Origin of the sequence: Tenacibaculum aiptasiae (genome assembly GCF_965221665.1) — a bacterium.
In the GTDB taxonomy this organism is placed as follows: Bacteria; Bacteroidota; Bacteroidia; order Flavobacteriales; family Flavobacteriaceae; genus Polaribacter; species Polaribacter aiptasiae.
The window spans coordinates 2,394,740-2,421,216 of the sequence record NZ_CBDCSN010000002.1; the positions used below are offsets into that span (position 1 = coordinate 2,394,740).

Genomic DNA, 26,477 nt, shown 5'->3' on the forward strand with positions numbered 1-26,477 from the left:
AGTCGAGTTTTTTTGATGTGAAAAGGAGTTAGATTATTCAGGGTGAATAACTTCTTCTATCAATTTTCCATTAGCACTATAGCTTTTCCAAATACCAATGGCTCTCATTTTTTTGTATTGACCTTGAGATTCAATATTTCCATTTAGATGATAGGTTTTAAAACTACTATCTAGGTGGAGGGATTTAATAATTTCCAAATTATTTTTTAAATGTTCTCTCAATTTTTTTTCAGAGTCATTGCTAAAATATTGTTTTAAAGTTCCCGCTATATGCGAAAACATTAATATAGAGTCGTTATTATTTGTAAACTTCTTAATGTATGGCATATATTCTTTGTTAGCGATACATTGAGTATAAGCAAGGCCTAAGTAATTTTTTTTACTGCTTGGGTTATTTTTAATAAGCTCTTTAAAATGGGTGTTTGAAACTTCTATATTGCCATTAAAAAAGTTATTCCAAGCTTGTTTTTCACTAATTTTTTTATGACAAGATGTAAATAAAAAAATGAAAAAAATAAACCTAATTATTTGTTTTTTATTTGTCACATGAATAGCTGAAATTTTAAAGGTAGAGTTTGAAAAACTCTACCTTTAATTGTTAATTATGATAACTTTTGGTTAGATAAACCTAGTCCTTTTGCTAAATTGAATAGGTTACTAAAAAGGTTTTCATCATCTGAACTAGTTGCTTTTCCTTTTAAGTCCATTAAAAGGTTGGCTACTGTTAAGTTTTTAATGTCTTCAGAAGAAATTCCGTATTTGGTAGCAAAGTCTTTTACTTTATCTAATAAGTTTCCTTTTACATTATCACTTCCTAAAATAGCATCTTTTACATCTTGAATATTATCACTGTGTTGTACCAATCTATCAAATCCTTTAGCCTTTGTGATTTGTCCAATGATTTGATCGAAGAACATAGTTTCACCACCAACAATATCAATATTAGCAGCTTTCAATGCGTCACCAATAACTTGTGCTTGTGCATCTGCAATATCTTTCTGAACATTAATATGAGCTAAGTCTACTTTTAATTCTTTTTCTAAGCGTAGTTTGAATTCTTCGTGCTCTTTACCAACACCGTCAAGTTTCTTCATAGCTTCTGCTTTTTCTTCAATTCCAGCAGCTTCAGCTAAAGCAATCTCTTTATCACCAGTTGCTTTTGCTAGTGCTTTTTCTTTGATTACTTCTGCTTCTGCAATACCTTCTTCTTTAAGAGCTTCTGCTTTTGCTAAGGTTCCAGCAGCTTCAGCTTTTGCTTTTTTCTCAATAATTGTAGCTTCTACTAATCCTTGACGTTCGTTAGCATCTGCTTTAGCATGCATTACTTGTGCTTCAGACATACCAATAGTAGCTTCTTCTTTTGCTTTAGCTTCCGCTAATGTTTTTCTAGCTTCGGCTTCTTTTTCACTAGCTTCTTTTTGAGCTTGTGCATGGATGTTGATTTCTTCTGCTTTTTGCTTGGCAGCTTCTTTTTCTGCTTCTGCTAATTTAATTCGCTTAATTAATTGCTCTTGAGCAGACTTCTCAGCTAAAGTAATAGCAACTTGCTTTTCACGATCAGCTCCTTTAAAAGCTTCGATGTCTTTCATGTTTTCTTTTTCTTCTACAACACCTTTCTCTAGCATTACTCTATCGCGAATTACATCTTGAATGTTTTTCTTTTCAACTTCTACAACTTTCTCTTTTTCAATTTGAGCAAGTGTAACAATACGCTCACGTTCTGTAGCTTCTAAAGCTCTGTCTTTTTCTACTCTTTCTGTTTCAACAGCTTCTGTACGTATTTTGTTTTTTTCAGCAACAATTATTTGACGTTGCATATTTTCTTCCGCAACTTGTACTTTTTCTTCAGTAGCTATTCTTGCTGTTTCAGATTTTAAACGTTCTTCTTCCGCAACTTTTAGTGTTTCAGCTTCTTCACGTGATTTTATATTAGCAATTTCACGTTTTTGTTGTTCTTCTTTTTCGGCTAATTGCTTGTCTAACTCTAAAATAGCTTCTCTAGCTTCTACGTCTTGTTTGCGAATAGTTTTTTCTTCGTCACGCTTAATTAAGTTAGATTTTATGTTTTGTGCAGCAGTTAATTCAGTAATTTTCTTAATCCCTTCTGCATCTAAAATATTATCAGCTTTTAAGTAATTTACAGGAGTTTGCTCTAAATAGTCAATAGCACAGTCATCTAAAGCATATCCATTTAAATCTGTACCAATAATATCCATAATAGCTTCTCTAAATTCTCTACGAGCTTCGTATAATTCTATAAATTCGAATTGTTTACCTACGGTTTTTAAAGCTTCCGAAAATTTAGCCTCAAATAAATTATCTAAGGTTTCTTTTGCTGATGCTCTTTCACATCCAATTGTTTGTGCAACGTTAATGATGTCAGCAACTGATTTGTTGACTCTAACAAAGAAAGCTACTTTAATATCAGCTCTCATATTGTCTTTACAAATTAAACCATCGCTTCCAATACGTTCTACCTCAAGCTTCTTTACAGAAATGTCCATAATTTCTTGTTTGTGAAGTACAGGGATTACCATACCAGCATTAAAGAAAACTTTGGTTCCTCCAAATCCAGTTCTAACAAGTACTTTTCCTTGAACTATTTTTTTATACATGGATATAATCCAGAATAATAGTCCTAGTATAACAATAGCAATAAATGCTATGATTACCATTGAAGAAGTTTCTAACATAAGTTTAGTGTTTTAATTGATTGTTTCTAGTTTTTTTATGATGTAATATTTGAGATCTTTTGATTCGTCAATAACTACTGCTTTTTCTCCAGTTTTTATTGTTTCTCCTGAATTAGATTTTACATAAATCTTTATAGGGTCTCCTTTTACCATAATCTCAAGTTGACCTATTTTATTATCCTTTACTGAAGCAGTAATTTTACCTTCTCTTCCTAAAAAGTCGATAACTTCTTCTCCTTTGTGGTTAATCATTCTATAAACCTTTACGAGAGGTTTTGTTAGGAATTTAGCAACAAAAAGGCTTGCAAAAAAGATTGGGATTAGTAAAATAAACCCAATGAAGGTTGGAAAGCTTAAGTAATGATTTAGGTTTATAGATATAAACCACATAACAACGACAACAATCGAAATTAAGAACATGAAAGGCAATTCGTCAAATCCGAAGTATTTTAAAAATTTTATAAAAAAACCTTCTGCTGCGTTATTATCTGGTATGTCTACATCTATTTTGCTATCAACATCAGCATCAATATCCACATCTGAATCTATGTCAAACTCTACATCAAAAAAATCTAAATCAATACCTGTAAGTATCGTTAAAACCCAATACAAAGAAAGTATGATTAATAAGATGCTCAATGTAGCATTAACAGGTGAGAATGCATTGTTTAATAGCTCTTCCATTTTAATTTTTTTTACATTTATTTAGTTCTAAGAATTGTTAGTCTCGTCACTTTTATCCATTCCTAATTGTTTTTTAAGCTTTTCTAAATCGCTCATAGCACTAGCTTCAGTAGTGTCTACAATAGCGTCTAGTTCTTCGTCTATACTCTTAGATTCATTAGCGATGTCTCCATAAGCTTCTGCTAATGCTTCTTCTTGCTGTACTTTTTCTTTCATACGCTCTAACATAGAAACTGTACTAGAGCTATCGATTTCAGCCATTTGCTTGTTTAAGTTTTTAGTAGCATTGCTAACCTTAACTCTGGCTTTTAAAGTTTTTAACTCATTTTCCCACTTACTGATATTCGATTTTATTTCAGAAACATTTTTCTCTAATTGAGCAACAGATTTGTTAAATCTTTCAGCTTCTTCTGTGGTTCTAGTAATGTGGTTTGTAGCTTCTTCTTTTTTAATTAAAGCTTCTTTTGCTAAACGATCAGCTTCCGCCATATCTAAATCACCATTTTGAGCTTTTTTCAAAATAAGCATCGCTTTGTTTTGATAGTCTTCAGCTTTAGATGTGTATTGTTCTTTATCGTTATTGGCTCTAATAGCCATAGCTTTAACTTGAGCCAATGCTTCAAGACTTTTATCTAAGTCTTTTTTCATGTCTCTTATTCCTTGCTCTGTCAGTTTAATAGGGTCTTCCATTTTATCAATGGCAGAGTGAGCTTCGGCTTTTCCTATGTTAAATAATCTTCTAAAAATGTTCATAATAATATTTTTTTAATATTTTGAATATGTAATAATTTGTTCAGAATATTCGCTTAGTAATAAACTCAAAGAGTTTAAACTAGCTTCTAATTCGTTTAAGTCTAAATTTTCTAATTGTAAAGTGTCTCTAAAAATTACACGCTCATAGCTGTCGTCTAAAACAAAGGCACCATGAACAATGTCTCTGTTCTTTTTTAGTAAACTCTTAAAAATTTCTTCGTTTGGTTGATTAACTTTAAAGATGAATTGTTCAATAATAACTATTGGGTAAGCAACTCCTATAATTAAGTTTTTGATTCCAAAACTTTCTTTTTCAATAACAAAAATCCCCTCAGTTTCGTCTTCTTTTATAATGTTTACATTAAGCTCCTGTAAAAAGTTTTTTGTTTTTAAATAGTGATTGTTCATTAGCAATGAAATTAGTAGTTTATAATTTTGTTTTCTTCTCTTTTTAGCGCTTGTAATATTACAAAAAAGATTTGAAAACAAGTCCGGTCATACATATAGTAAATAGTATCATAGTTGTTAAAATTTGGTTAGTTGTTCTTTTTTATTTTGATTTTTAACTAAAAAAAATAGCAAATATCAAAAGTATTAGCTAATATTGTTAGTGTAAAGATAGGTAAAATAATTTAATTTGCAAATAAAATTAGCAAAACATGTCGTTTTTTGGAAAAAACATAAAGAAAATAAGAGGGGTTAAAGGGTTGAGTCAGCAGGTTTTTGCTGAAATTTTTGATCTAAAGCGCGCTACTTTAGGGGCTTACGAGGAAGGTAGGAGTGAACCTAAAATAGATACGATAATAAAGATTGCTAATCATTTTAGTATTAAGGTAGATGATTTGCTAACTTCTGAATTAACTGTAAATAAGTTGCTGCAGTTTAAGGATGATATTACGTTGCAGGCTGATGATATGGATAAAGAAATGTTTGCTTCTGTTCCGTGTATTACTGAAAAGAAGGTTGCTGATTACATTAAGTATTACAATAAAAAAGCATTTGTGGGTGATTTGCCTGTTTTGAACTTACCTATTAATACGGAGAAAGTGTTTAGAGGATATACTGTTAGGAATTTAGAAATGACAAACCATGATAAAGGTCTGTTTCCTAAAGATGTTGTTGTAGGGGAGTTTGTTCCTAAGAATGTGATAGAGAAGTTAAATAACGGTGTGTTGGCTTTGGTGTTGGTAAATGACGAGCTTATCTTAAGAAGATTATATGTAACAAATGATGAAATTGTTTTAAGGGCGGATCATAAAAATATAGAAGATAAAACCTATGCATTATCTGATGTAAAAGAGTTGTGGCGTATTCGTTATGCTTTTTTTAAAAGATTGCCTGAGTTTAATGATGTGTTAGAGGAGAAGTTGTTGTTTTTGGAACAGGAGTTTACAAAACTTAAAAACAGGTTGTAATTGAAGGAGTATTATAAGTATAATTTTTTCAAGCATACCTATTGTGAGTTTGAGAAAAAGGAAATCGATTTTTTTAAAGGGAAGTCTGCACATTATCAAAGTAAATCAGGAAGCTTATATTATTATACGGAAGATGGTGTGTATCGATATTCTAATCATTGGGGTAGAGTAGCTAATTGTAGGTGGAAAATAAAAGGGATTGAGAATTATAGAAACCAAAACTATTATGTTGGTTATGCTAATTGGAAAGATTTTTATCCATTAAATGATGTTGATAAGGTTTTTTATTTAGAAGTTGACTTTAAAAATAAGCAAGTGAAAATCCAAAGAATAGGTAAGGGGATGAATGAAAATGTTTTTTTAATGACTTCAGAATTGGTTCATAAACGCTTAAAGCAAATTCAAACTTTATTTAAAGAATATAAGTGGGCGAAATACTACGATGAAGATATTGATGTATTGCGTAAAGAAATAATATTAAACTTGATTAGTTCAAATAAATCCTTGCAGGTACTAAAGCAAGATTTGAAAAGGGAATATCATTAAAATTCAGTAAATTTGTGTTTAGATTTTAACTTTAATAAATCTAAATGAATATACCACAAACCAGTTTTCCTCGAGTTGTAATTATAGGAGGGGGATTTGCAGGATTGGCTGCTGCTAAAGGATTAGAAGACCAAGAACTTCAGGTAGTTTTAATAGATAAACATAACTATCATACATTTCAACCATTATTATATCAAGTTGCTACAGGAGGGTTAGAGCCTGATAGTATTGCTTTTCCACTTCGGAAACGTTTTAACGATGTAGAGAATTTTTATTTTCGTTTGGCAGAAGTAACTAATGTCGATGCAAAACTGAATGTGATAGAGACTTCAATAGGAAGTTTAGAATACGATGAATTAATTATTGCTACAGGTTCAACTACAAACTTTTTTGGAAATACGAATATTGAAAAATATGCAATGGAAATGAAGTCAGTTCCGCAGGCATTGAATATTCGTAGTTTGGTGTTAGAAAATTTTGAAGAAGCTTTATTGGAAACAGATCTTGAAAAGAGAAGAGCTTTGATGAATTTTGTAATTGTAGGTGGGGGTCCAACTGGTGTCGAATTAGCAGGGGCTTTGGCGGAAATGAAGAAAGGGATTTTACCTAAAGATTATCCAGATTTGGATATTCGTCAAATGAAGATAAATCTTATTCAAGGTACGAATGAGTTGTTGAGTGGAATGAGTAGTAAGGCATCGAAAAAGTCAGAGGATTTTTTAATCAAGCTAGGAGTAGATGTGTGGAAAAATCTTAGAGTGATAGATTATGACGGTGAAACAGTAACTACTAATGGTAGCGATCATTTTAAAGCAGAAACGGTTATTTGGGCAGCTGGTGTAAAAGGAGATGCTATAGATGGTTTAGAACAAGATTGTTTGATAGAGAGAGCGAATCGTTTTAAGGTTGATGAATATAGTAAGGTGGTTGGATATGAAAATGTATATGCTATAGGTGATGTTGCTTGCATGCAAACAAAAGATTATGAGCGTGGACACCCAATGATGGCACAACCAGCAATTCAACAAGGTGAGCTGTTAGGAAAAAATATCTTAGCTAAATTAAAAGGAAAAAAACTAAAGCCTTTTAAATATAATGACAAAGGTTCTATGGCAACTATTGGAAGAAATAAAGCTGTAGTCGATTTACCTAAGTGGAAGTTTCAAGGAGTTTTTGCTTGGTTTGTGTGGATGTTTGTGCATCTATTCTCTTTAATAGGTTTTAGAAATAAGGTAATTGTTTTTATGAACTGGGTGTATAGTTATATTCGTTTTGATAGAGAAACTCGCTTGATAATTCGTCCTTATAGAAAACAAAATAAATATTCATTTGTAAAAGAAGATGCCTAAAGTATCAAAAAACATCAAGTGCACTAAATGTGGAGTGTTTACTGAAAACTCTGATTTTTGTAAAAATTGTGGAGAATTAATTTCTTTTAAGAAAAAGCAAGAAATAAAACAAGAAGGAGAAAGGCAGAAGCGAATTGATGAAGCTAAATATGAATTAGAGAATCCTAACTTAGCTGAGCGCTTAAAGCAGCATCCGTTTTTTCTTTATAAGATAGTAGGTTGGATATTGTATTCAGTGTTTTTGGTGGTAAGTGCTATAGGAGCTATGCTGGCTTGGTTTATTGCAATGGTAGCAGCTGGGTAGGGTGAAAAAAGCACTTCATATATATATAGTGGTTTCACTGTGTTTAGGAACAATTGTTTATTTGGCTTCTAAATATGGAGTTGAGTTACCAAGAATTATTAGGTTTTACTTAAATGATTTTCTTATTATACCAATAGTATTGTCGTTTAGTTTGTATGTGCTTAGATGGAGTAGAGGGGATAAGAATTATGAAATTCCTATTTGGGTAATTTTTTACATGTGTGCTATGTATTCGGTTTTATTTGAATTTGTGTTGCCCAAAAGCCATTCTAGATATACGGCAGATGTGATTGATGTAATTCTTTATTTTTTGGGAGGTTTAGTTTTTTATGGGCTTCAAAAGAAGTCAATATCTAGAGGTTAAAAGTGAGAACTGTTTGTTTGTAGAGTGAAAGTATGTGTTATATAGGAACTATAAAATAGATGAAAGGAACTGTGAATTTTTCAAATAAAACAATAACTAGGATAGGAAAGGCAATAGATTATGTAGAGTCTAATTTAGATAAGAAACTAGTATTAGAAAGAGTAGCAAAAGAAGCGCATTTTTCTCCTTTTCATTTTCATAGATTATTTAAAATTGTAACCAACGAGACATTAAATGATTTTATTGTTAGAAAAAGAATAGAAAAAGCGGCATTTTTTTTATTAAAACAAAAAGAAAAATCAATAACAGAAGTTTCTGAAAGAGTAGGTTTTACAAGTTTGTCTTCGTTTTCGAGAGCGTTTAAGAACTTTTACGGAATGAGTCCTGCGGAATTTAAAAAAGAAAGTGCTAATAAATATAGCAAGATATGTAAAATAGAAAGCAAGAATGGACAAATAGAAACTAGGTTTGAGCAATACATTTGTAACATAAATGAAAATTTAAATTGGTTAAAAATGAATGCAAAAACAGAAGTAAAAGTAGTTCCAGAAATGCAATTGGCTTACTTGAGTCATAAAGGAGGGATGGATTTAATAGGAAGTGTGTACAATCGTTTAATCCAATGGGCAGCTCCTAAAGGTTTAATGAGTCAACCAAATTTAAGGATGGTAACAATTTATCATGATAGCCCTAAGATAACGTCGCCAGACCAAGTGAGGCAGAGTGCTTGTATGGTTTTAGATCGTAAGGTAACTACAGAAGGAGAGGTGAATTTGAAAACTTTACCAGCAACTAAATGTGTGGTTTCTAGAGTAGAGGTTGTGGGAGAACAATTTCAAAAAGCATGGGAAAGTAGTTTTGTATGGATGAGTGAACATGGTTATAGAAAAGGAGATCAAGATCCGTTCGAGATTTATTATAACAATGCAGAAGAGCATCCTCAAAAAAAATGGATTGTAGATTTATGTATACCAGTAGAATAAAAAAAACAAAGCCTTTCACTAGTAATGAAAGGCTTTGTTATTAGAATGATTTTCTGAAATCATCAATCTTAGCTTTAGCATCAGTGTTAATTTCTTTACCGTCTTCAGTAAACCATGCGTGAGTGTCTCCAATATAGTTCATGCCTAAATAATTTGCACTTTCAATAAAAGGCATGGTGAATCCGTCTTTTAAATCATTGGCTCCAGAATTACTAATCATAGCCATGTTTTTGCCACGTAATTGTCTTCCAAGTTCTTTTTTATAATGAAGAAGATCTGATAGCCTGTCAAAAAAATGTTTTAAAGTCCCGCTCATAGAATACCAATAAACAGGTGTAGCAAAAATGATTGTGTCATATTTTTCAATAATGGTTTCCATTAAAGGAATAAAATCATCATTTGCATTACTAAAGTCATATTCAAAAGCTCCAATGTTTTTGGTTTTTAAGTCTATAATATCAAAATCACTATTTTTATTTAAGTAGTTGATAACGGTATTTGTGTTACCATTGCTTTTTGAACTTCCTTGTATAATTACAGTTTTATTCATTTTTGTTTGTTTTATGTGTGATAAAGCTCACAAATTTTATTAAAAACCAATTAAGAATCTTATTGTTAAAAATGATAATAACCAAGAAAAAATCAATGATTAAAGGGGATATTTTTTGTACTTTTATCGTATAAAAAGCATTATCTATGAATACAGACATGTTTAAGTTTTCAGAAGAGATTGTGTTAAGCGATTTTGAAACGAAAACAGTAGAGGGGGAAGCGAAAAAAAAACTTAAAAAATTAAGAAAAGAAATAAGTAAATTACAAGATACTATGTATGCTGAAAGTAAGTATAGTATGTTAATTTGCTTACAAGGAATGGATACCGCTGGGAAAGATAGTTTGATTCGAGAAGTGTTTAAAGATGTAAATGCACGTGGAGTTGTAGTGCATAGTTTTAAAGTGCCAACAGAGTTAGAGTTGAAGCACGACTTTTTATGGAGACATTATATCGCTCTTCCTGCAAAAGGAAAAATAGGAGTTTTTAATAGAACTCATTATGAAAATGTGTTGGTAACAAGAGTGCATCCTGAATATGTTTTTGGAGAAAATATCCCAACAGTTAAAAGTTTAGATGATTTAAATGACGATTTTTATCATTCAAGAATGGATCGAATAAACCAATTTGAAAAGCATATTTCAGAAAACGGAACAATTATCTTGAAGTTCTTTTTAAATGTGTCAAAAGAAGAACAAAAAAATAGGTTATTACGTCGCTTAAATATTCCTGAGAAGAATTGGAAGTTTTCTTCAGGTGATTTGAAAGAACGTAAGTTATGGGATAAATATCAAACATGCTATGAGGATTTGTTAAAAAGAACATCAACATATTATGCGCCATGGTATGTTGTCCCTGCTGATGATAAACCAACAGCAAGATATATAGTTGCAAAGACAATTAGTGAAGAGTTAAAAAAGTATGGATTTAAAGAACCTACATTAGCTCAAGAAGATTTAGATAAGATAGACGAGTTTAAAGCTCAATTAAATAATGAATAATTCTCTTAAAATTAGATGAAGTTAAACTTAGCAAAACCAATCGTATTTTTCGATTTAGAAACAACTGGAGTTAATATTGCAAAAGATAGAGTTGTTGAAATATCAATATTAAAAGTGTTTCCAAACGGAAATAAAGAAAGTAAAACATGGTTGGTGAATCCTGAAATAGAAATACCAAAAGAATCATCAGATATTCATGGAATAACAAATGAAAAAGTAGTTACAGAGCCTACTTTTAAAGAGTTAGCACCAAAAATTAATGAGATGATTGCTGGATGTGATTTGGCAGGATTTAATTCAAATAGATTTGATATCCCTCTTTTAGCAGAAGAGTTAATGCGTGCTGGAATTGATTTTGATATGAAAAATCGTAAAGCAATAGATGTACAAGTAATTTTTCATAAAAAAGAGCAAAGAACATTAAGTGCAGGATATCAATTTTACTGTGGAAAAGAATTAGTAGGAGCGCACGGAGCAGAAGCTGATACGAATGCTACCTATGAGATTTTAATGGCTCAGATAGAAAAATATGATGATATAGATAATACAGTAGAGGCTTTAAGTGAATATTCAGCACATGGGAAACGAGCAGATTTTGCAGGTTTCGTTTTGATGAATGATAAAGATCAAGAAATTTTTTCTTTCGGTAAATATAAAGGACGAACAGTAGAAGAGGTTTTTAAAGAAAACCCAGGATACAATGCATGGATTCAAAATGCAGATTTTCCACTATACACTAAAAAAGTCTTGAGAGAAGTGAAAGAACGTATGTCTTCACCTAAAAAAAAGATGACAGATGAAGAGAAACTACAAGCACTGCAACAAAAATTTAATTTAAGGTAATCTTTAACACTCGTTTAAGATATAAAATCTTGATAGTTTTTTAATTTAGGAATTATAAAAGAAAGGAAAAATGTACACGGAATATAATAATTTACCAAACGATTCACGAGTTTGGATTTATCAAGCAGATAGAGAGTTTACAGTTGAAGAAGTAGAGCATATTTGTGCAAAAGCAATACTTTTTATTGAAAATTGGACACGTCATGGAGATGATTTAAAAGGGTCATTTACTATAAAATATAATCAGTTTTTAGTGTTAGCTGTAGATGAAGGTTTTAATAATGTATCAGGATGTTCTATAGATTCTTCAGTTCGTTTCGTACAAGAGTTGGAAAAAAAAATGAATGTAGATTTAATGAATAAAATGAATGTAACTTTTAAAGTTGGTGAAAACATTAATATAGTAAAGTTACCAGAGTTTCAACAATTTGCTAAAGAACAAAAAATAACTTCAAATACCATAGTTTTCAATAATATGGTGAATACCAAAGAGGATTTTGAGACGAATTGGGAAGTAACAGCTGATAAAAGTTGGCATAAGAGGTTTTTGGTATAAGAAATTGATTTCATGTAGTAAGAGATTTTTAAATATGATGAAGAAAGTACTAGTTTTTTTAGCGTTTGTTTTTGTTCAAGTAGTAGAAGCGCAACAAGTAGATCCGTTATTAGCAAAAGATAAGGAATCGCAAACAATTTGGGTAGATAGTATCATGAAATCAATGTCCATTGATGAGAAAATAGGGCAGTTGTTTATGGTACAGGCTTATTCTAATAAGGACAAAAAGCATGAAAAGTTTATTACAGATATGATTAACAAGTATCATGTAGGTAATTTAATATTTATGCAAGGAACACCTGAAAAACAAGTAGCTCTAACTAATAAATATCAAGAAATCTCAAAAGTTCCTTTAATGATAGGTTTTGATGGAGAATGGGGATTGGATATGCGACTTAAAAAAACATATCGTTTTCCTTGGAATATGGCTTTAGGGGCTATAAAAAATCAAGAACTTTTAGAAGAAACAGGTAAGAGAATAGGAGAGCACTGTAAGCGAGTGGGGATTCATATGAATTTTGCACCTGTGGTTGATATTAATACAAATCCTAATAACCCAATAATAGGAAACAGATCGTTTGGAGAGCGTAAAGAAAATGTAACAGAAAAAGCAATTGCATTTACCAAAGGAATGCAAAGTGTTGGGGTTTTAGCAAATGCCAAACACTTTCCGGGGCATGGAGATACGGCAACAGATTCTCATCATACTTTACCAACAATCAATTTTAATGAACAAAGAATAGACTCAATAGAGTTATATCCTTATCGTAAAATATTTAAAGAAGGAGTTGCTAGTGTAATGACTGCGCATTTAAGTATTCCTGCTTTTGAACCAAATCCTAAGTTACCAACATCCTTGTCAAAAAATGTAGTAACAAATTTATTACAAGATAAACTAGGTTTTCAAGGTTTAGTAATTACCGATGGATTGAATATGAAAGGAGCGGCTAACTATTCAACTTCGGCTGAAATAGACTTAGCAGCAATTTTAGCAGGGAATGATATTTTATTAATACCGCAGGATGTTCCTGGATCAGTAAAATTATTGAAAGAGGCTTTAGAAAAAGGTGATTTAACAGAAGAAAGATTAGATTTTTCAGTAAGAAAAATATTGAAAGCGAAGTATCTAGTAGGTTTGAATAAATTCGAGCCAATTTCTACAGATAACCTTAACAAAGATTTAAATTCGATATCAGATGAGGTATTGCATAGAAAATTGATAAAGAGTTCAATTACAGTAGCAAAGAATGAAGCTGAGATTTTACCAATAAAGAATTTAAAAGATAAAAAAATAGCCTATGTTTCTTTAGGAGATGCAAAAGGAAAGTATTTTTCTAATATGCTTAAAAACTACACTAAGGTAGATGTGGTTTCAGATAAGCATTTGAGTGTTTTAATGCAAAAACTAAGAAAATATAACTTGGTAATTGTAGGTTTTCATAAATCAAATAAGCATCCTTGGAAAAGCTATAAATTTTCTAATAAAGAACTAGTTTGGTTGCAAGAGATAGCGAGAACTAAAAAGGTGATTTTAGATGTGTTTACAAGCCCTTATAGCTTATTAAAACTAAAATCTTTTACAAACATAGAGGGAGTTGTAGTTTCGTATCAAAATAGCAAGTTGGCACAAGAACTTTCAGCACAGGCATTATTCGGAGCATTTGATTTGAGCGGTAAATTACCAGTATCAATTAATGAAGAGTTTAAAGAAGGGGAAGGAGTTTCTGTAAAAGGATTAAATGTTTTTGAATACACAATTCCAGAAGAAGCTGGAATGTCTTCAGAAAAACTTTCTATCATAAACAAAAGAATTGATACTATTTTGCAAAAGAAAATGGCTCCAGGAGGGCAGGTTTTAATAGCAAGAAACGGTAAAGTATTCTATAATAAAAGTTTTGGATATCATACGGGGTTAAAGAGAAGAAAAGTAAAGAAAACTGATATTTATGATCTTGCATCATTGACTAAGATTTTAGCTTCGTTGCCAATGATTATGAAGGCAGAAGAAGATAAGAAAATTAGTTTGTACTCAAGTTTAGGAGATGTGTTGCCAAGGTATCACGAGTCAAATAAGGATACTTTATTATTGAAAGAAATACTTTCTCATTACGGAAGATTACAATCGTGGATTCCTTTTTATATGAATACAAAAGATGAAGAAACTGGAAAAAATTCATCTAAATATTATAGAAAGAAAAGATCCAAAAAATACAATATCAAGGTTGCTAAAAACTTATATTTAAGTAAAGCGTATAGAGATACAATTTATAAACATATTGTTGAGGTAGATCAAAGAGAAAGAGTTGGCTACAAGTACAGCGATTTAGGCTATTATATTTTTAAAGAAATTATAGAAAAAAAATACAAAACACCTCTAAATAAATTGGTTGATGAAGAGTTTTATCAATCATTAGGAGCAAATAGAACAACATATTTGCCGCTTAATAAGTTTAGTAAGTCAGAAATAGTACCTACAGAAAAAGATACTTATTATAGAAATCAATTAGTACATGGTTATGTTCATGATATGGGAGCAGCAATGTTAGGAGGAGTTGGAGGACATGCAGGTTTGTTTGCAAATGCAAATGATGTAGCTAAAATTATGCAAATGTTCTTGCAAAATGGAGAGTATGGAGGTAAAAAATACCTTGAGCCAGAAACTTTAGAAAAGTTTAATAAAAGGTATTATGCAGACAAAAAAGTACGTAGAGGATTAGGTTTTGATAAGCCTCAAATAAGACCTGAAGAAAAGCCAACTTGTGGATGTGTTTCTGAAAAAAGTTTTGGTCATAGTGGTTTTACAGGAACTTATACTTGGGCCGATCCTGAATCGGGAATAGTTTATGTGTTTTTATCTAACAGAGTGTATCCAACAATGAAAAACTCAGGTTTGGTTAGAAGTAATATGAGAACTAAAATACAGGCAGATATTCAGAATGCAATAATCCATTAAAAATGGAAGCATATAAAACGTTACGAGCTTATATAAAGAAAGAAGGAATTGCTACTCAGAGAAAAGTTTTAAATCGAGAAGAGTTCTTAAAAAGAGCTCATAGCGTTGATACCAATATTTATTTTATAGAAAAGGGAAGTGTTCGAGTTTTCTTTGTTGAAGACTTTGAAGAACATACTTTTTATTTTGGATATAAAGAATCTATCATAACAGCGTTAGATTCTTTTTTTTCGGGTAAAAATTCTCAATTAGAAATAGAGGCTTTAAAGAAAACAGAAGTAAGTTATTTGTCTAAGGAAGAGTTTTTAAAGTTTATATTTTCTCGCCAAGAGTATCAAGAATTGTGGTATAAGGTTTTGGAGGAGATTATAGTACATCAAGCAGAGCGAGAAAAAGATTTGTTAATTTCATCTCCTGTAAAAAGATATCAAAGAGTTCTAAAAAGAAGACCAGAGCTGTTTCAAGAGATTCCTAATAAATACATAGCATCTTATTTAAGAATGAGCCCAGAAACATTGTCAAGGGTGAAGAAAACGTTGATTTAAATCAATGTATTTGTTTGTAAGTTGCCGTTATTTTACAAAAAAATAAATGAGTATGATAATGGACGATTTTAAAGTACAATTATTAACAGAAAAAGAAAGCGCTCTCTTTTTTGAATTAATTAATAAGAATAAAAATAGGTTAGAAGACTTTTTTGCTGGAACAGTAAAGTATACACAAACATTGCAAGACACAGAAGGGTATTGTAAAAAAATAGATGTACGAGTAGAAGAGAAAACTTATTATCCGTATTTAATAATAGATAAGAAATTAGGTAAAGCGATTGGTTTTATAGATTTTAAAAATATAGATTGGGATGTTCCTAAAGCCGAACTAGGAGCTTTTATAGATTTGTCCTATGAAGGAAAGGGGATTATAACTCAGAGTTTTAATTATATACTAGAGAATACAGTAAAAAAGCATCAGTTTAAAAAGTTGTTTTGTAGAATTTCAAAAGAAAATACAAGAAGTATAAATCTAGCCTTACGATGTGGGTTTGAACAAGAAGGAGTACTTAGATGTGATTATAGAACAACCAAGGGAGAATTGGTTGATTTAAACTATTATGGAAGATTGTTTTAGACGCAATCTTAGGTTTTGAAATAGTGGCCAAACTCACTAAACTTTGTTGTTTTTAATGGATTTTTAGAAAAATGTTCAATGATTTTAGCAATTGCTGGATTTCTTAAGCTTTTTCTTGGGTAAGCCAAACCAACTTCTCTAAAATAACGAGGCCCTTTATATTTTTTTACTTCAAAACCATACCACCCATCAACAAACGATTCAGGTAAAAAAGTAACGCCTAATCCAGCCATTAGCATGGTTAATGTTTCGGTTTTTGTTGAGCAATTAGCAACAGTCACCATTTTGTTTGTTTCGTGGTTTAAAATAGATAAACATTGCTTGTGAGCTTCACATGGAGGACAGTGAATAAATGTTTCTTTTTCTAAATCCTTTAAGCTAATAAGGTCTTTGTTTATTAAAGGATTGTCGTTAGGTATACACAGAACATAGTCTTCTTTCCAAAGAGGTAGAAACAAGTCTTCTTCTTGCTTCCATTCCCTGACTAATAAATTAAGTTCATTTTTTCTGTCAATTTCATTTACTATCCATTCTACAGAATCACAAATATTAGATGAAGTTCTAAAAAACTGTTGTTTGTGTTCTTGAGGCAAACTCTCTGCGATACCAATTTGTACTTTGTTTTCAAATTTTCTAACCTTAAAACTATGACTCAAATTATCTATTTCACTAACCAAACGTTTAGCGATAGGATATAAATAATGAGCCTCGGTTTTTAATTCAACCCCTTTTTTATGACGCTCAAACAAAGTTTTTCCAAGTTCTTCTTCAAGTTGTTTAATTCCATTAGAAATATTGGGTTGAGAAACAAAACATTGAGAAGCAGCTCGAGTTAGATTCTTTTGTTCGTAAACAGCGATGAAAAATTTAAGTAATCTAGTATCCATAATAAATAATTATGATAAATATAAAAAAATAGTATTTTGATGACCTTCTCTTTAATTATAGATTTGCTTCAGATTATAGTCATATTTTATTTCAACTTGCAAGTTAATTATTTACTAATTATTATAAAAAATAATTATGATGAATAGAGTTTTTAAGAAAAGAATAATAACCGTATTAATTTTAAGTATGATGTTTAATGTAAAAGCGCAAACAAAAAAAGAGGATGCCACATATAGAGTAAATTATGTAGAAGGGATAAATAAAGTTAGTTTTTTAAGTGAAGGAACTAGAATAGCAGCAAACTTATTTATACCTAAAGATTTTGATATTAATGGAAAATTTTCTGCCATAGTTTGTATAACGCCAGCAAGTGGAATAAAAGAACAAACAGCAGGAATTTATGCTGAGAAATTAGCAAAAGAAGGCTTTGTAACTTTGGCTTTTGACCATAGAACTTATGGTGAGAGTGGAGGATACCCAAGAGCTATGGAAAATGCACCTATGAAAGTAGAGGATATCAAAAATGCTATTTCATTTATAAGAACAATACCAGGAGTGGATAAAGAAAAAGTAGGAGAGTTGGGAATTTGTTCAGGAGCAGGATATAGTATTCAAACAGCAATTTTTGATCAGCGAGTAAAATCAGTGGCAACGGTGAGTGGTTTTGTTGATTTTATTGACTATGGATTAGGAGGAGCTACTCAATACAGCGATGTTTTAAAAGGAGATAAAATAGCTCAGTTTCAGCAACAAATAAAAATGGGGAACGAAGCAAGACAGAAGTTTTTTGAAACAGGAGAAGTTGTTTTGGTTGATGGAATTCCTGTGAAAAATTCTGGAATGGGAGAGTTTTGGGATAGAGCTGCTGATTATTATAGAAATCCAAAAAGAGGTGGGCAATTTGCTACTTATTCACCTTTAAGAGCAGAAATGTCTTTAGATACCCGCTATTTTTTCAACCCAAGTGAACAAATGGAGTTAATGGCTGATAGACCATTCTTAGCAATAGTAGGAGAAAAAGCTTTGTCAGCTTATTTTAGTGAAGTTGCAGTAAATAGAGCTAAAGGACGAAAAGAATTATTTACAATAAAAGAAGCAACACATTTTGATTTATATGATCAAGAGAAGTATGTTAATCAAGCTGTGGTAAAGTTAAAGAGCTATTTTACTGAAACTTTAAGTAATATTTAAAGAGTAAATTAGTTTTTAAAAAGGAGCTGTTGTTGAAAACAGCTCCTTTTTGCTACAAAAGAATTAAAATTATGAGCGGTTTTTAATTAAATTGACAGTCTCTTTTATTACAAACCAGCAGAAATAACCAATACCAACAGAGAACACAACATCGCCAATAACGCGCAACCATTTAATAGTTTGCACTGTTGGAGTGTATAAAAGTTCAGCATCTCTGGCGTAAGAATATCCTTTTGTTATAGAGGTATAAGCTTGGATGATACCTAAGGGAAGTAAACTCAATACCACCATAAGAACTAATCCGATATTAAGTAACCAAAATGCATTTTTAATAAGTTTTTCGTTCCATAAGCGTTTTGAGTATAAACGTAAACAAGTAATGATAAAGCCCATTCCAAGCATACCATACACTCCAAATAAAGCAGTATGAGCATGCACAGAAGTTGTATTTAATCCTTGAATATAATACAAAGCAATTGGAGGATTAATTAAAAATCCAAAAACACCGGCTCCAACCATATTCCAAAAAGCAACAGCTATAAAGAAGAAAATTGGCCATTTGTATCGTCGGATCCATTCGTTTTCTTTTAGTAGATTCCAGTTTTCTCTAATTTCAAAGCCCATTAAAGTAAGAGGAACTACCTCTAAAGCACTAAAAGTAGCACCTAAAGCAATAGCTTGTACTGGAGTTCCTGAATAGTATAAATGATGTAATGTACCAATAATACCTCCAGCCAAAAAGATAGTTGCAGAAGCTATAGAAGTTTTTCCAGCTGTTTTTACTGATATTATTTTCATTCTTGAAAATAGGTAAGCAATCGTAACAGTAGCAAAGACTTCAAAGAAACCTTCAACCCATAAATGTACTAACCACCATCTCCAGTAATTGATAACAGGTAAGCTACTATTTTCTCCATACATTAAACCAGAAAAGAAAAACATTCCTATGGCAATAACCGCTACAAGTAAAATGGTTAGTAAATGCTTATCATCATTCTTTTTCTTGATGCCATAAACAATATGTCTTCCCACCATGAACATCCATAAAATTAAGCCAACAGCAAGGAATAATTGCCAAAATCTACCCATATCCATATATTCATAACCTTGGTGTCCAAAGAAAAAATTGGTAGATAATTCTAAAAATTGATGTACTCCTAGCCATTCGCCAAGCATAGAACCTAAAACAATAATTAAAGCGGCAATAAATAAAAAGTTAATACCAAAAACTTGATACTTCATTTCTTTACCACTAATCATAGGAGCTAAAAATAAACCAGTAGCTAACCAAGTAATGGCAATCCAAAAAACAGCCAGTTGTGTATGCCAAGTTCTAGAAATAGAGTAAGGCAAAAATTTTGATAGTTCGAATCCAAAAAAAGACTGTCCTTCTACAGTATAATGAACGGTAATTATTCCTAAAACTACTTGCAAAGCTATTAGAAGTGAAACAACAAAAAAGTATTTTAAAACTGCTTTTTGCGATTGAAATAAAGGCATGTTAACAAGTGGGTCTTTACTAGAGCTTGTTACAGCTTCACCTTTTTCGTGGTTTCTTAAATAATAATAAGCCAGAATACCGATGAATAATAAAAGAAGAATGATAGAAAAACCAGACCAAATTTGAGAGTCAGCGGTAATAGTATTATCAATCAAAGGTTCGTGTGGCCAGTTCGATGTGTATGTGTAGTCTTTATTTGGTCTATTAGTACTTGCTGCCCAAGAAGTCCAAAATAAAAAAGCATTGAGTTGTTCAAGTTTTTCAACGTTTGTTAATGCTCCTTTTTGTATTGCATATTGTTCATGACCTTCAGAAAAAATAGAGCTGTAGTAAGTAATATTGTTTTTAATAGCAAGTAATCGATCTTGTGAAATACTAATACTTTCAGTTTCTTTATTATAAGTATTAGTTTTTATTTCTTTAACCAATCTGGCTTTTAAAGCACCTTGTTTTTCTACATCTAATTTTTCGAAATCATTATTGTAATCTTTTTTAGCCCAATAGTTTAATAAAAACTCGGCTTCTCTGTGAATCCAATCAGCAGTCCAATCGGGAGCAACGTAACTTCCATGTCCCCAAATAGAGCCTACTTCCATTCCTCCAATAGATTCCCAGACATTTTGACCTATTTGTATGTCTGCTTTAGTATAGATTATTGAATTTGTATTTTTTACAACTACTTTTTGAGGAATAGGAGGTTGTTTTTGGTAGATCTCAGTACCTACCCATATAAGAGCAGCAAATGAAGATGCTACTACTAGTATAAAAATTGTCCAAATTTTTTTCATTAGTTCTTGTTATTTAATTTATTTTCAAGAGTTATGGCTCTTTTAAAAAGAATATTGTTTTCTAAGTGAATATGTTTGTGTAAGTCTTCTTCAAAATCTTTTAGTAAGGAAAAAGCGATTTTATATGTATTGCATGCGTCGCTGGGAATTTTGTAGTTATTTGTTAATTCTGAAATTTTTCTAAATCGCTCACCTTCATTATCATGGTCGCTATGCATAGCTTCAATAGGGTTTGATACGGAGCTAAAAGGAGGGGGGTTTAGATGTTCATTGTTCTTATATGAGTTTGCTATTTTTTTTATGTAAGGAAAAAGAATTAATTCTTCCTTTTTCATGTGAATAGTTAAGTCATCGAGGGCTTCTTTAAAAAGTAAGGCTACTTCATAAAGTTCAGGATGATTTTTACCATGAACAGAACTAATCTTATTCAGATAGGCTAATATTTCAGGACCTTTTCTCTCTATGTAAGTATGGTGATTTTGATATATATAATCACTCAAGAAGTCTAGTTCCCAGTTTTGAAAATTTTCATGATTAGCATTTATACTTTTCTCATTGTCATTTTTAATTTTAGAAATTAATATTGATAAATCAATTTGTTTTTTTTCAGATACTTCTTGTAAACTTCTGTTACCGTTGCAGCAAAAATCAATACCATAAAGCTTGAAGGTTTCTGCTGTTTTGTAGTTTTCAGATACTATATCTGAAACTAGCGTATTAGGATTTATATTCATTGTTATATGTTATTTGTATACCTATTAAAATGAGTGTTATTATTTTTAGTAGTTCTAATAAGACATAGACTAAGTGGTCGTAATTTTTATCTACTGAAATGCCTTGTATAATTTGTATAGCTCTTGAATCTAAAACTGGTAAGAGGTAAATGCTTTGTATTAGTAAGATGAAATAGGGAGGTAGTAGTTTTCTTAGCAAGTTGAGGTTCTTGCTAATTAATATTGAAATAAGAATTATAAAAGCTAAACTTATTTCTACTGTGTTTAAGGCTTTAAAAACTAAACGTCCAATAGATAATCCAATTTCAGTAGTTACTCCCTCAGCTTTAAATTTTAACCATGCTTCCATAAAACTTATAGAAGCTATAAAGCCAATCCAAATAAAGATGCAAGCAATTTGTATAGTTGTTATTTTTTTTAGGTTAGTCATTTTATAACGGATGTTTTTATCCTTTTTTATTTTAAAGAATTAAACTTTCCTGTTTTTAATTATGTGTTTTCATAAAGGATATTTTTATCCTTTATGTTTTTGAAAAAAGGAACAGCCTTTTTAGTTTATCTTTTTAATTGTAGAATTTTATTTTCACCAGTTTCTGATTTGATTAAATCATAAATAGTTGTTGTTTCTAGCATTGTTTTTAAATCTCTTCTAATATCAATAAATTTATGATGAATAGGGCATGGGTTTTTTGCATTACATTCTCTTAAGCCTAAACCGCATCCAGTATAAATTTCATTACCATCAATAACTTTTACAATTTCGCTAAGTTTAATAGTTTGAGATTTACTTTCAGATATTAAAAAACCACCATAAGGGCCTTTAATAGAGTTTACAATGTTGTTTTTTGTTAGTTTTTGCAAAATCTTAGCAGTGAAAGCTTCTGGCGAATTTGTAGCCTTAGCAATCTCCTTAACGCCAGTTTTATTACCGTTAAAGCTTTGCTTGGCAATATATAATATTGCTCTCATGGCATATTCGCAAGATTTTGAAAACATATAAAATATTTTTACAAAGGTAGTGTAATTTTTATAACGGATACAAATATCTTTTATAAAATATTTTGAAACACAAAAGAAACTTTAATTTGTAGTTTCAGTTTTACATATGTGGGTTTTAGTGTATAGCAAAACCAATGATAAAGAAAGAACAAAATAAGATAATGCTATTTCCCAGTTGAAAAATAAATAAACAATCCAACTTTGTAATGCATAAAAAGTAGGAAATAAAATTGTGTTAATACTAAAACGAAAAGTGTCGATAAATTCAATTTCAGTAACTTTTTTGCCTACCTTTTTCCATAAATAATATGGAATTACACTATTTAAAACCATTAAATAGTATAAAGGATTAAAAGTGTTTTTATAAGATTGTTTTAGAGGTGGTAAATTCCCACTTTTTATTATTTTATTAACCTCTTTTACTTGAGTAAAATCAACTTGAGCATTATTTAGCTTTTCTAGAGTAGATTCATAGTTTTCATCATCTTTAATATGAACTACTAAGTTTTCTAATTGTGAGCTCACTTTTTCTTTTAAAACTTTAGCTGAGGCATTTAGATTGTCTTCTTTGTAAAAATCGTTAGATACAATAGGTTCACCAAAGTTTACAGCTACTTTTGAAGGGTATTGAGAAGAATTCTGATAAGTAATACCTACAGGGATAATATAAATTTTTGTATCTGGGTAATTATTTAGAGTACCAAATATTATCCTTGTAAAGCCTTTGCTAAGTGGTCTGACAGTTCTTTTTCTATTATGACTTCCTTCAGGAAAAATAAGTAATGCTTTATTGTTCTTTAAAAGCTGTTGGCATTGATTAAAGATTGCTTCATTTTTAGAAAGTTGTTTTATACCATCTCTAATGCGATAAATAGGCATCATACCTAATAAATTAAAAAAGTTAGAAACAGATTTACTTGTAAAAACACCAGCTTGTACTAAAAAATGTGTTTTTCTCTTAATATGAGTTGCTATAATTAAAGGGTCAATCAAACCGTTTGGGTGATTAGAAGCTAATAAAATAGCACCATCTTTAGGGATGTTTTTATTTCCAGTAACTTTTATTTTATTAGAATAAAAAAACAAACCAGTTTTGATTAGTACTTTAAAAAAATAGTAAACTAAGTATCTCATTAATTATAGTTTTTTTCTACCCCAATAAGTTGCTAAAGCCATTCCCGAAAAAATATCCCATACACCCCAAAAAGCAGCTAATAGTGCCATACCACCAAGACCATCGAAGAAGCTAAATACTAGGAGAAGTCCCAATCCACTATTTTGAATACCAGTTTCCATAGAAATTGTTTTCGTGTCTTTATGATTAAGTTTGAATGATTTTGCCGTTACATAACCAATAATAAATGCAAATACATTATGAAAAATTACTAAAAATAATACTAAATGAATATAGTTTTTAAATATATCAGCATTATCATAAAGAGCAATTACAATTAAAAGTAAAAAGAAAACTACTGAAAAAGGACGAAGTATCTTATTAATTTTTGTAGCCATTTCTGAATGAAAATGATTGACTAACATTCCTAAAATTATTGGGATTCCTAGTATTAATAATACAAGTTTAAATAATTCAAAAGGATTTAAAGAAACACTTTTTAAAATAGCATTAGTAGGCTCATATAGGCTTCCCCATATTTGTAAGTTTAAAGGGGTCATAATTAAACATAGTAAAGTAGCAAAGGCAGTTAAACTAACAGATAAAGCAGTGTTTCCTTTTGCCATTTTACTAAAAAAGTTTGAGACATTTCCTCCAGGGCAAGCAGCAACAAGCATCATACCAAGTGCAAAACTAGGATATGGTTTGATTAGGTAAATAGCTACAAAAGTTAGAAATGGAAGTAAAATAAACTGAGATAATAATCCAACTAAAACAATTTTAGGATTCTTTAATAATCTTTTAAAATCAGCAATTTTAATATCTAAAGCAATACCAAACATGATAATAGCCAATGCGATGTTTAACATCCATAAAGCATCAGTGTCAAAATTTATTTTAATACTGTCTATTTGAAAATCATTAGTTTTTAAAGGCATATTCTATAATGTTTGAACCCATTTTTAAAGCTTTTTCGCGTACTTCTTTAGGATTATTATGAACAGATGCATCTTCCCATCCATCACTTAAGTCACTTTCATAATCGTAAAATACAATTAAACGCCCTTTGTAAAAAAGACCAAAGCCTTGAGGTGGTTTTTTATCGTGTTCATGAATTTTAGGTAATCCATTAGGAAAAGAAAATGTTTGGTGATAAATAGGATGGTTATTAGGTATTTCTTGAAGTTTTAAAGAAGGAAATACTTTTTTAAGTTCTCTTCTAATGTATTTATTTAACCCATAATTATCTGAAATATGTAAAAAACCTCCAGAAATTAAATAGTTTTTAAGGTTTTCAGCATCTTCATTGGAGAAAAAAACATTACCATGTCCAGTTAAAAATATAATTGGATAATTATTTACTGTTTCATCATCTAAACTTACCGTTTGTATGTTTTTATCAATTAGGGTTTTTGTGTGAAGGTTAGAATATTCAATAAGATTAGGTAATGCAGTTGGATTTGCATACCAGTCGCCACCTCCTTGATATTTTAATACAGCTATTTGTTGAGGAAAAACGATGAAGGAGTTTATTAAAAATAGAATAACTAAAGCCTTTTTCATTGTGTATATTATGTAATGAAGAGCAATATAATAAAACAACAATAAAAAACACCAATATGACTATTGGTGTTTTCTTTTTCCCCTTACTGAAGTTATTTTATAAATTAAAAATCCCCTTATTATTTTCAATAATTACATAACTTCTTGTACCAAATATATAATAGGGTAAAAATAAATGAGTTCTAAATCGTCCAATTTGGACGATTTAGAACCCTTTTTTTATAAAAAGTAAAATGTTTATTCTGGTGAGATAATATACTTAGGAGTGACAAAAAATAAAAACACCAATAGTCATATTGGTGTTTTTAGGACAAACCTTTTCTTTTTCATTATTGAGTTTATTACTCAATAAATATTTTAAAGAATATTTAAATTCAAAATAGAAAACCCCTTCACAATTTTCACTTTGGATTTCAAATTTCTCGTTTACAAATATAAAGGCTATTAAGAATTTAAGGGTTCGAAAACATCCAATTTGGATGTTTTCGAACCCTTTTTTTATAAAAAGTAACAAATTTAATTAACTGCTACTGTGATGTTTTTGAATTCAACAGGAGTATACCCAGTGTGTTTTTTAAAAACAGTATAAAAAGTAGATTTTGAGTTAAATCCAGATTCTAACCCAATAGAAGTAATAGTATAGTTAGAATAATCTAAATCGAGTAAAAGGCTTTTAGCTTGTTCTACTCTCATTTCATTTAGATAATCAGTAAATGATTTACCAGCAATATTATTAATGATAAGAGAAAGTGTGCTTGACCCTAACTCTGTATCTAATGATAAATTTTGTAAAGTATATTTAGGTAATAAATACTTCTTACTCTTTTTTATAAAATCATCTATTTTCAAAAATTGCTCTTTATGTTTTTCAGAAGAGGTGTCTTCTATTGTATTTAAATTAATCGCATTAACATTAATATTACCATTCAATTCAATAGATAATGACTCTCTAATATGTTTACGTTCTTTTAGTATTCGAATTTGTCTTAGTCCTTGATATCCTAGCCAGTATATAAGGATGGTTGTGTAAATTCTTAAAGGGTAATATGAAAATAAAAAACCTGAAAAATTCATTTTAACTTTTATAATCAAAGCTAAAATCCACAATGAGTATCCAACAGTAGTCAATTTAAAGAAAGTGTGTATCCATTTTAAATTATCAAATGATAATATTTTAGGGAAAAGTTTTTCTTTTTTATATAAGATATAAAAAGAGTATATGAAAATGCTTAGTGATACTACTAAACTAAAAATTTCTTCAAAAGAAGTATATCGTTCGTATAAATAATCTAAATCATTTTGAGTAAATGTGCTATTACTGTAATTAAATACAAAACTTACTTGAGCTACAACGATTATTAAAAATAAAGGAATTATAACTTTTAGTAGTTTATAAGACTTATCTGCTAAATTCAAATAATTGACTAAAAACATATAAAGAAAGGGCATGGCTAAAAAGTGCCAGGGTATTTGAATATAGTCTAAAGCAAACCTATGTTGAAATAAATTCTTTTCTAAAGCCCAAGACTGGAAGTTGTTTAAAGAAATAGCTAGTATTAATAAATTTAAATATAGCATAC

General features: G+C 30.2%; 28 protein-coding genes. 13 read left to right on the forward strand and 15 right to left on the reverse strand.

All coding sequences use genetic code 11. The features are described from left to right. Positions 1-33 precede the first annotated feature (33 nt). From ACOQN8_RS11395 to ACOQN8_RS11415, 5 genes are read right to left on the reverse strand one after another with little or no spacing between them, the layout of a single operon-like run. Entirely contained in the window at positions 34-546 is a 513-nt protein-coding gene (locus ACOQN8_RS11395; protein ID WP_420552759.1) for a toxin-antitoxin system YwqK family antitoxin, read from the reverse strand. 56 nt (positions 547-602) lie between these two features. Beyond that, positions 603-2,675: a flotillin family protein gene (locus ACOQN8_RS11400; protein WP_420552820.1), complete on the reverse strand. Its 2,073-nt coding sequence runs from the start codon at positions 2,673-2,675 to the stop codon at positions 603-605. A 30-nt stretch (positions 2,676-2,705) separates the two neighbouring features. After that, positions 2,706-3,377, reverse strand: a complete 672-nt coding sequence (locus tag ACOQN8_RS11405) for a hypothetical protein (protein WP_420552760.1) — start codon at positions 3,375-3,377, stop codon at positions 2,706-2,708. Positions 3,378-3,404: 27 nt separating this feature from the next. Then, positions 3,405-4,130 carry a PspA/IM30 family protein gene (locus ACOQN8_RS11410; protein ID WP_235275712.1) on the reverse strand — a complete coding sequence of 242 codons (726 nt, stop codon included), beginning with the start codon at positions 4,128-4,130 and terminating at the stop codon, positions 3,405-3,407. A gap of 12 nt (positions 4,131-4,142) precedes the next feature. Beyond that, positions 4,143-4,538, reverse strand: coding sequence for a type III secretion system chaperone family protein (locus ACOQN8_RS11415; protein ID WP_150900735.1), 396 nt, complete (start codon positions 4,536-4,538; stop codon positions 4,143-4,145). 251 nt (positions 4,539-4,789) lie between these two features. On the opposite strand from ACOQN8_RS11415, the gene ACOQN8_RS11420 reads away from it, so the two are divergent. From ACOQN8_RS11420 to ACOQN8_RS11445, 6 genes are read left to right on the forward strand one after another with little or no spacing between them, the layout of a single operon-like run. After that, positions 4,790-5,545, forward strand: coding sequence for a helix-turn-helix domain-containing protein (locus ACOQN8_RS11420; RefSeq protein WP_420552761.1), 756 nt, complete (start codon positions 4,790-4,792; stop codon positions 5,543-5,545). Then, on the forward strand, positions 5,546-6,091 hold the full coding sequence (locus ACOQN8_RS11425) for a hypothetical protein (protein WP_420552762.1): 546 nt from the start codon (positions 5,546-5,548) through the stop codon (positions 6,089-6,091). 44 nt (positions 6,092-6,135) lie between these two features. Further along, the gene (locus ACOQN8_RS11430) at positions 6,136-7,440 is read left to right on the forward strand and encodes an NAD(P)/FAD-dependent oxidoreductase (RefSeq protein WP_420552763.1); all 1,305 of its coding nucleotides are present in this window, start codon (positions 6,136-6,138) and stop codon (positions 7,438-7,440) included. Continuing rightward, positions 7,433-7,744, forward strand: coding sequence for a hypothetical protein (locus ACOQN8_RS11435; RefSeq protein ID WP_420552764.1), 312 nt, complete (start codon positions 7,433-7,435; stop codon positions 7,742-7,744). The genes ACOQN8_RS11430 and ACOQN8_RS11435 overlap by 8 nt, the downstream gene beginning before the upstream one ends. A gap of 1 nt (position 7,745) precedes the next feature. Continuing rightward, positions 7,746-8,108: a hypothetical protein gene (locus tag ACOQN8_RS11440; protein ID WP_420552765.1), complete on the forward strand. Its 363-nt coding sequence runs from the start codon at positions 7,746-7,748 to the stop codon at positions 8,106-8,108. 59 nt (positions 8,109-8,167) lie between these two features. Next, positions 8,168-9,091, forward strand: coding sequence for an AraC family transcriptional regulator (locus ACOQN8_RS11445; protein ID WP_420552766.1), 924 nt, complete (start codon positions 8,168-8,170; stop codon positions 9,089-9,091). Positions 9,092-9,131: 40 nt separating this feature from the next. Here ACOQN8_RS11445 and ACOQN8_RS11450 read toward each other — a convergent pair whose 3' ends face one another. Further along, a complete protein-coding gene (locus ACOQN8_RS11450; RefSeq protein ID WP_420552767.1) occupies positions 9,132-9,641 on the reverse strand; it encodes a flavodoxin family protein in 510 nt (169 codons plus the stop codon). A gap of 146 nt (positions 9,642-9,787) precedes the next feature. Between ACOQN8_RS11450 and ACOQN8_RS11455 the strand changes: the two genes are divergently transcribed. The 6 genes from ACOQN8_RS11455 (at position 9,788) to ACOQN8_RS11480 (ending at position 16,119) form a co-directional block, all read left to right on the forward strand. Next, a complete protein-coding gene (locus tag ACOQN8_RS11455; protein WP_420552768.1) occupies positions 9,788-10,642 on the forward strand; it encodes a PPK2 family polyphosphate kinase in 855 nt (284 codons plus the stop codon). A 15-nt stretch (positions 10,643-10,657) separates the two neighbouring features. After that, positions 10,658-11,485 carry a 3'-5' exonuclease gene (locus ACOQN8_RS11460; RefSeq protein ID WP_235275703.1) on the forward strand — a complete coding sequence of 276 codons (828 nt, stop codon included), beginning with the start codon at positions 10,658-10,660 and terminating at the stop codon, positions 11,483-11,485. Between the two features lie 70 nt (positions 11,486-11,555). Further along, complete coding sequence (locus ACOQN8_RS11465) at positions 11,556-12,041, forward strand: ABC transporter ATPase (RefSeq protein ID WP_420552769.1); 486 nt, start codon at positions 11,556-11,558, stop codon at positions 12,039-12,041. Between the two features lie 37 nt (positions 12,042-12,078). After that, a complete protein-coding gene (locus ACOQN8_RS11470; RefSeq protein ID WP_420552821.1) occupies positions 12,079-14,994 on the forward strand; it encodes a serine hydrolase domain-containing protein in 2,916 nt (971 codons plus the stop codon). Positions 14,995-14,996: 2 nt separating this feature from the next. Then, positions 14,997-15,539: a Crp/Fnr family transcriptional regulator gene (locus ACOQN8_RS11475; RefSeq protein WP_175578742.1), complete on the forward strand. Its 543-nt coding sequence runs from the start codon at positions 14,997-14,999 to the stop codon at positions 15,537-15,539. A 46-nt stretch (positions 15,540-15,585) separates the two neighbouring features. Then, the gene (locus ACOQN8_RS11480) at positions 15,586-16,119 is read left to right on the forward strand and encodes a GNAT family N-acetyltransferase (protein ID WP_420552770.1); all 534 of its coding nucleotides are present in this window, start codon (positions 15,586-15,588) and stop codon (positions 16,117-16,119) included. A gap of 8 nt (positions 16,120-16,127) precedes the next feature. Here ACOQN8_RS11480 and ACOQN8_RS11485 read toward each other — a convergent pair whose 3' ends face one another. Further along, positions 16,128-17,006, reverse strand: a complete 879-nt coding sequence (locus ACOQN8_RS11485) for a LysR family transcriptional regulator (RefSeq protein ID WP_272150368.1) — start codon at positions 17,004-17,006, stop codon at positions 16,128-16,130. Positions 17,007-17,142: 136 nt separating this feature from the next. Here ACOQN8_RS11485 and ACOQN8_RS11490 point away from each other — a divergent pair, with 136 nt between their 5' ends. Continuing rightward, positions 17,143-18,198 (forward strand): alpha/beta hydrolase, encoded by a 1,056-nt coding sequence (locus ACOQN8_RS11490; RefSeq protein WP_420552771.1) that lies wholly within the window; start codon positions 17,143-17,145, stop codon positions 18,196-18,198. 69 nt (positions 18,199-18,267) lie between these two features. Here ACOQN8_RS11490 and ACOQN8_RS11495 read toward each other — a convergent pair whose 3' ends face one another. From ACOQN8_RS11495 to ACOQN8_RS11530, 8 genes are all read right to left on the reverse strand, one after another. After that, positions 18,268-20,487: a nitric-oxide reductase large subunit gene (locus ACOQN8_RS11495; protein WP_420552772.1), complete on the reverse strand. Its 2,220-nt coding sequence runs from the start codon at positions 20,485-20,487 to the stop codon at positions 18,268-18,270. Beyond that, positions 20,487-21,221, reverse strand: coding sequence for an iron-sulfur cluster repair di-iron protein (gene ric / locus ACOQN8_RS11500; protein WP_420552773.1), 735 nt, complete (start codon positions 21,219-21,221; stop codon positions 20,487-20,489). Before ric ends, ACOQN8_RS11495 begins: the two co-directional genes overlap by 1 nt. Next, entirely contained in the window at positions 21,205-21,651 is a 447-nt protein-coding gene (locus ACOQN8_RS11505) for a hypothetical protein (RefSeq protein ID WP_420552774.1), read from the reverse strand. The genes ric and ACOQN8_RS11505 overlap by 17 nt, the downstream gene beginning before the upstream one ends. A gap of 125 nt (positions 21,652-21,776) precedes the next feature. Further along, positions 21,777-22,217: an RrF2 family transcriptional regulator gene (locus ACOQN8_RS11510; protein WP_150900751.1), complete on the reverse strand. Its 441-nt coding sequence runs from the start codon at positions 22,215-22,217 to the stop codon at positions 21,777-21,779. 84 nt (positions 22,218-22,301) lie between these two features. After that, positions 22,302-23,354 (reverse strand): lysophospholipid acyltransferase family protein, encoded by a 1,053-nt coding sequence (locus ACOQN8_RS11515; protein ID WP_420551165.1) that lies wholly within the window; start codon positions 23,352-23,354, stop codon positions 22,302-22,304. Positions 23,355-23,357: 3 nt separating this feature from the next. Continuing rightward, on the reverse strand, positions 23,358-24,272 hold the full coding sequence (locus ACOQN8_RS11520; RefSeq protein WP_150900753.1) for a bile acid:sodium symporter family protein: 915 nt from the start codon (positions 24,270-24,272) through the stop codon (positions 23,358-23,360). Then, the gene (locus tag ACOQN8_RS11525) at positions 24,256-24,897 is read right to left on the reverse strand and encodes a DUF4159 domain-containing protein (RefSeq protein ID WP_420551164.1); all 642 of its coding nucleotides are present in this window, start codon (positions 24,895-24,897) and stop codon (positions 24,256-24,258) included. The genes ACOQN8_RS11520 and ACOQN8_RS11525 overlap by 17 nt, the downstream gene beginning before the upstream one ends. 516 nt (positions 24,898-25,413) lie before the next feature. Then, a complete protein-coding gene (locus ACOQN8_RS11530) occupies positions 25,414-26,475 on the reverse strand; it encodes a helix-turn-helix domain-containing protein (RefSeq protein ID WP_420551163.1) in 1,062 nt (353 codons plus the stop codon). Between the last annotated feature and the right edge of the window lie 2 nt (positions 26,476-26,477).

Excerpts from the sequence above, each read along its gene's own strand:
- ric (WP_420552773.1), bottom strand. The coding sequence starts at position 21,221 with ATGAATATAAATCCTAATACGCTAGTTTCAGATATAGTATCTGAAAAC.
- ACOQN8_RS11405 (WP_420552760.1), bottom strand. The coding sequence starts at position 3,377 with ATGGAAGAGCTATTAAACAATGCATTCTCACCTGTTAATGCTACATTG.
- ACOQN8_RS11400 (WP_420552820.1), bottom strand. The coding sequence starts at position 2,675 with ATGGTAATCATAGCATTTATTGCTATTGTTATACTAGGACTATTATTC.
- ACOQN8_RS11480 (WP_420552770.1), top strand. The coding sequence starts at position 15,586 with ATGAGTATGATAATGGACGATTTTAAAGTACAATTATTAACAGAAAAA.
- ACOQN8_RS11445 (WP_420552766.1), top strand. The coding sequence starts at position 8,168 with ATGAAAGGAACTGTGAATTTTTCAAATAAAACAATAACTAGGATAGGA.
- ACOQN8_RS11460 (WP_235275703.1), top strand. The coding sequence starts at position 10,658 with ATGAAGTTAAACTTAGCAAAACCAATCGTATTTTTCGATTTAGAAACA.
- ACOQN8_RS11495 (WP_420552772.1), bottom strand. The coding sequence starts at position 20,487 with ATGAAAAAAATTTGGACAATTTTTATACTAGTAGTAGCATCTTCATTT.
- ACOQN8_RS11420 (WP_420552761.1), top strand. The coding sequence starts at position 4,790 with ATGTCGTTTTTTGGAAAAAACATAAAGAAAATAAGAGGGGTTAAAGGG.
- ACOQN8_RS11505 (WP_420552774.1), bottom strand. The coding sequence starts at position 21,651 with ATGACTAACCTAAAAAAAATAACAACTATACAAATTGCTTGCATCTTT.
- ACOQN8_RS11485 (WP_272150368.1), bottom strand. The coding sequence starts at position 17,006 with ATGGATACTAGATTACTTAAATTTTTCATCGCTGTTTACGAACAAAAG.
- ACOQN8_RS11455 (WP_420552768.1), top strand. The coding sequence starts at position 9,788 with ATGAATACAGACATGTTTAAGTTTTCAGAAGAGATTGTGTTAAGCGAT.
- ACOQN8_RS11475 (WP_175578742.1), top strand. The coding sequence starts at position 14,997 with ATGGAAGCATATAAAACGTTACGAGCTTATATAAAGAAAGAAGGAATT.
- ACOQN8_RS11435 (WP_420552764.1), top strand. The coding sequence starts at position 7,433 with ATGCCTAAAGTATCAAAAAACATCAAGTGCACTAAATGTGGAGTGTTT.
- ACOQN8_RS11520 (WP_150900753.1), bottom strand. The coding sequence starts at position 24,272 with ATGCCTTTAAAAACTAATGATTTTCAAATAGACAGTATTAAAATAAAT.
- ACOQN8_RS11465 (WP_420552769.1), top strand. The coding sequence starts at position 11,556 with ATGTACACGGAATATAATAATTTACCAAACGATTCACGAGTTTGGATT.
- ACOQN8_RS11510 (WP_150900751.1), bottom strand. The coding sequence starts at position 22,217 with ATGTTTTCAAAATCTTGCGAATATGCCATGAGAGCAATATTATATATT.
- ACOQN8_RS11430 (WP_420552763.1), top strand. The coding sequence starts at position 6,136 with ATGAATATACCACAAACCAGTTTTCCTCGAGTTGTAATTATAGGAGGG.
- ACOQN8_RS11415 (WP_150900735.1), bottom strand. The coding sequence starts at position 4,538 with ATGAACAATCACTATTTAAAAACAAAAAACTTTTTACAGGAGCTTAAT.
- ACOQN8_RS11470 (WP_420552821.1), top strand. The coding sequence starts at position 12,079 with ATGAAGAAAGTACTAGTTTTTTTAGCGTTTGTTTTTGTTCAAGTAGTA.
- ACOQN8_RS11530 (WP_420551163.1), bottom strand. The coding sequence starts at position 26,475 with ATGCTATATTTAAATTTATTAATACTAGCTATTTCTTTAAACAACTTC.
- ACOQN8_RS11410 (WP_235275712.1), bottom strand. The coding sequence starts at position 4,130 with ATGAACATTTTTAGAAGATTATTTAACATAGGAAAAGCCGAAGCTCAC.
- ACOQN8_RS11450 (WP_420552767.1), bottom strand. The coding sequence starts at position 9,641 with ATGAATAAAACTGTAATTATACAAGGAAGTTCAAAAAGCAATGGTAAC.
- ACOQN8_RS11490 (WP_420552771.1), top strand. The coding sequence starts at position 17,143 with ATGATGAATAGAGTTTTTAAGAAAAGAATAATAACCGTATTAATTTTA.
- ACOQN8_RS11515 (WP_420551165.1), bottom strand. The coding sequence starts at position 23,354 with ATGAGATACTTAGTTTACTATTTTTTTAAAGTACTAATCAAAACTGGT.
- ACOQN8_RS11525 (WP_420551164.1), bottom strand. The coding sequence starts at position 24,897 with ATGAAAAAGGCTTTAGTTATTCTATTTTTAATAAACTCCTTCATCGTT.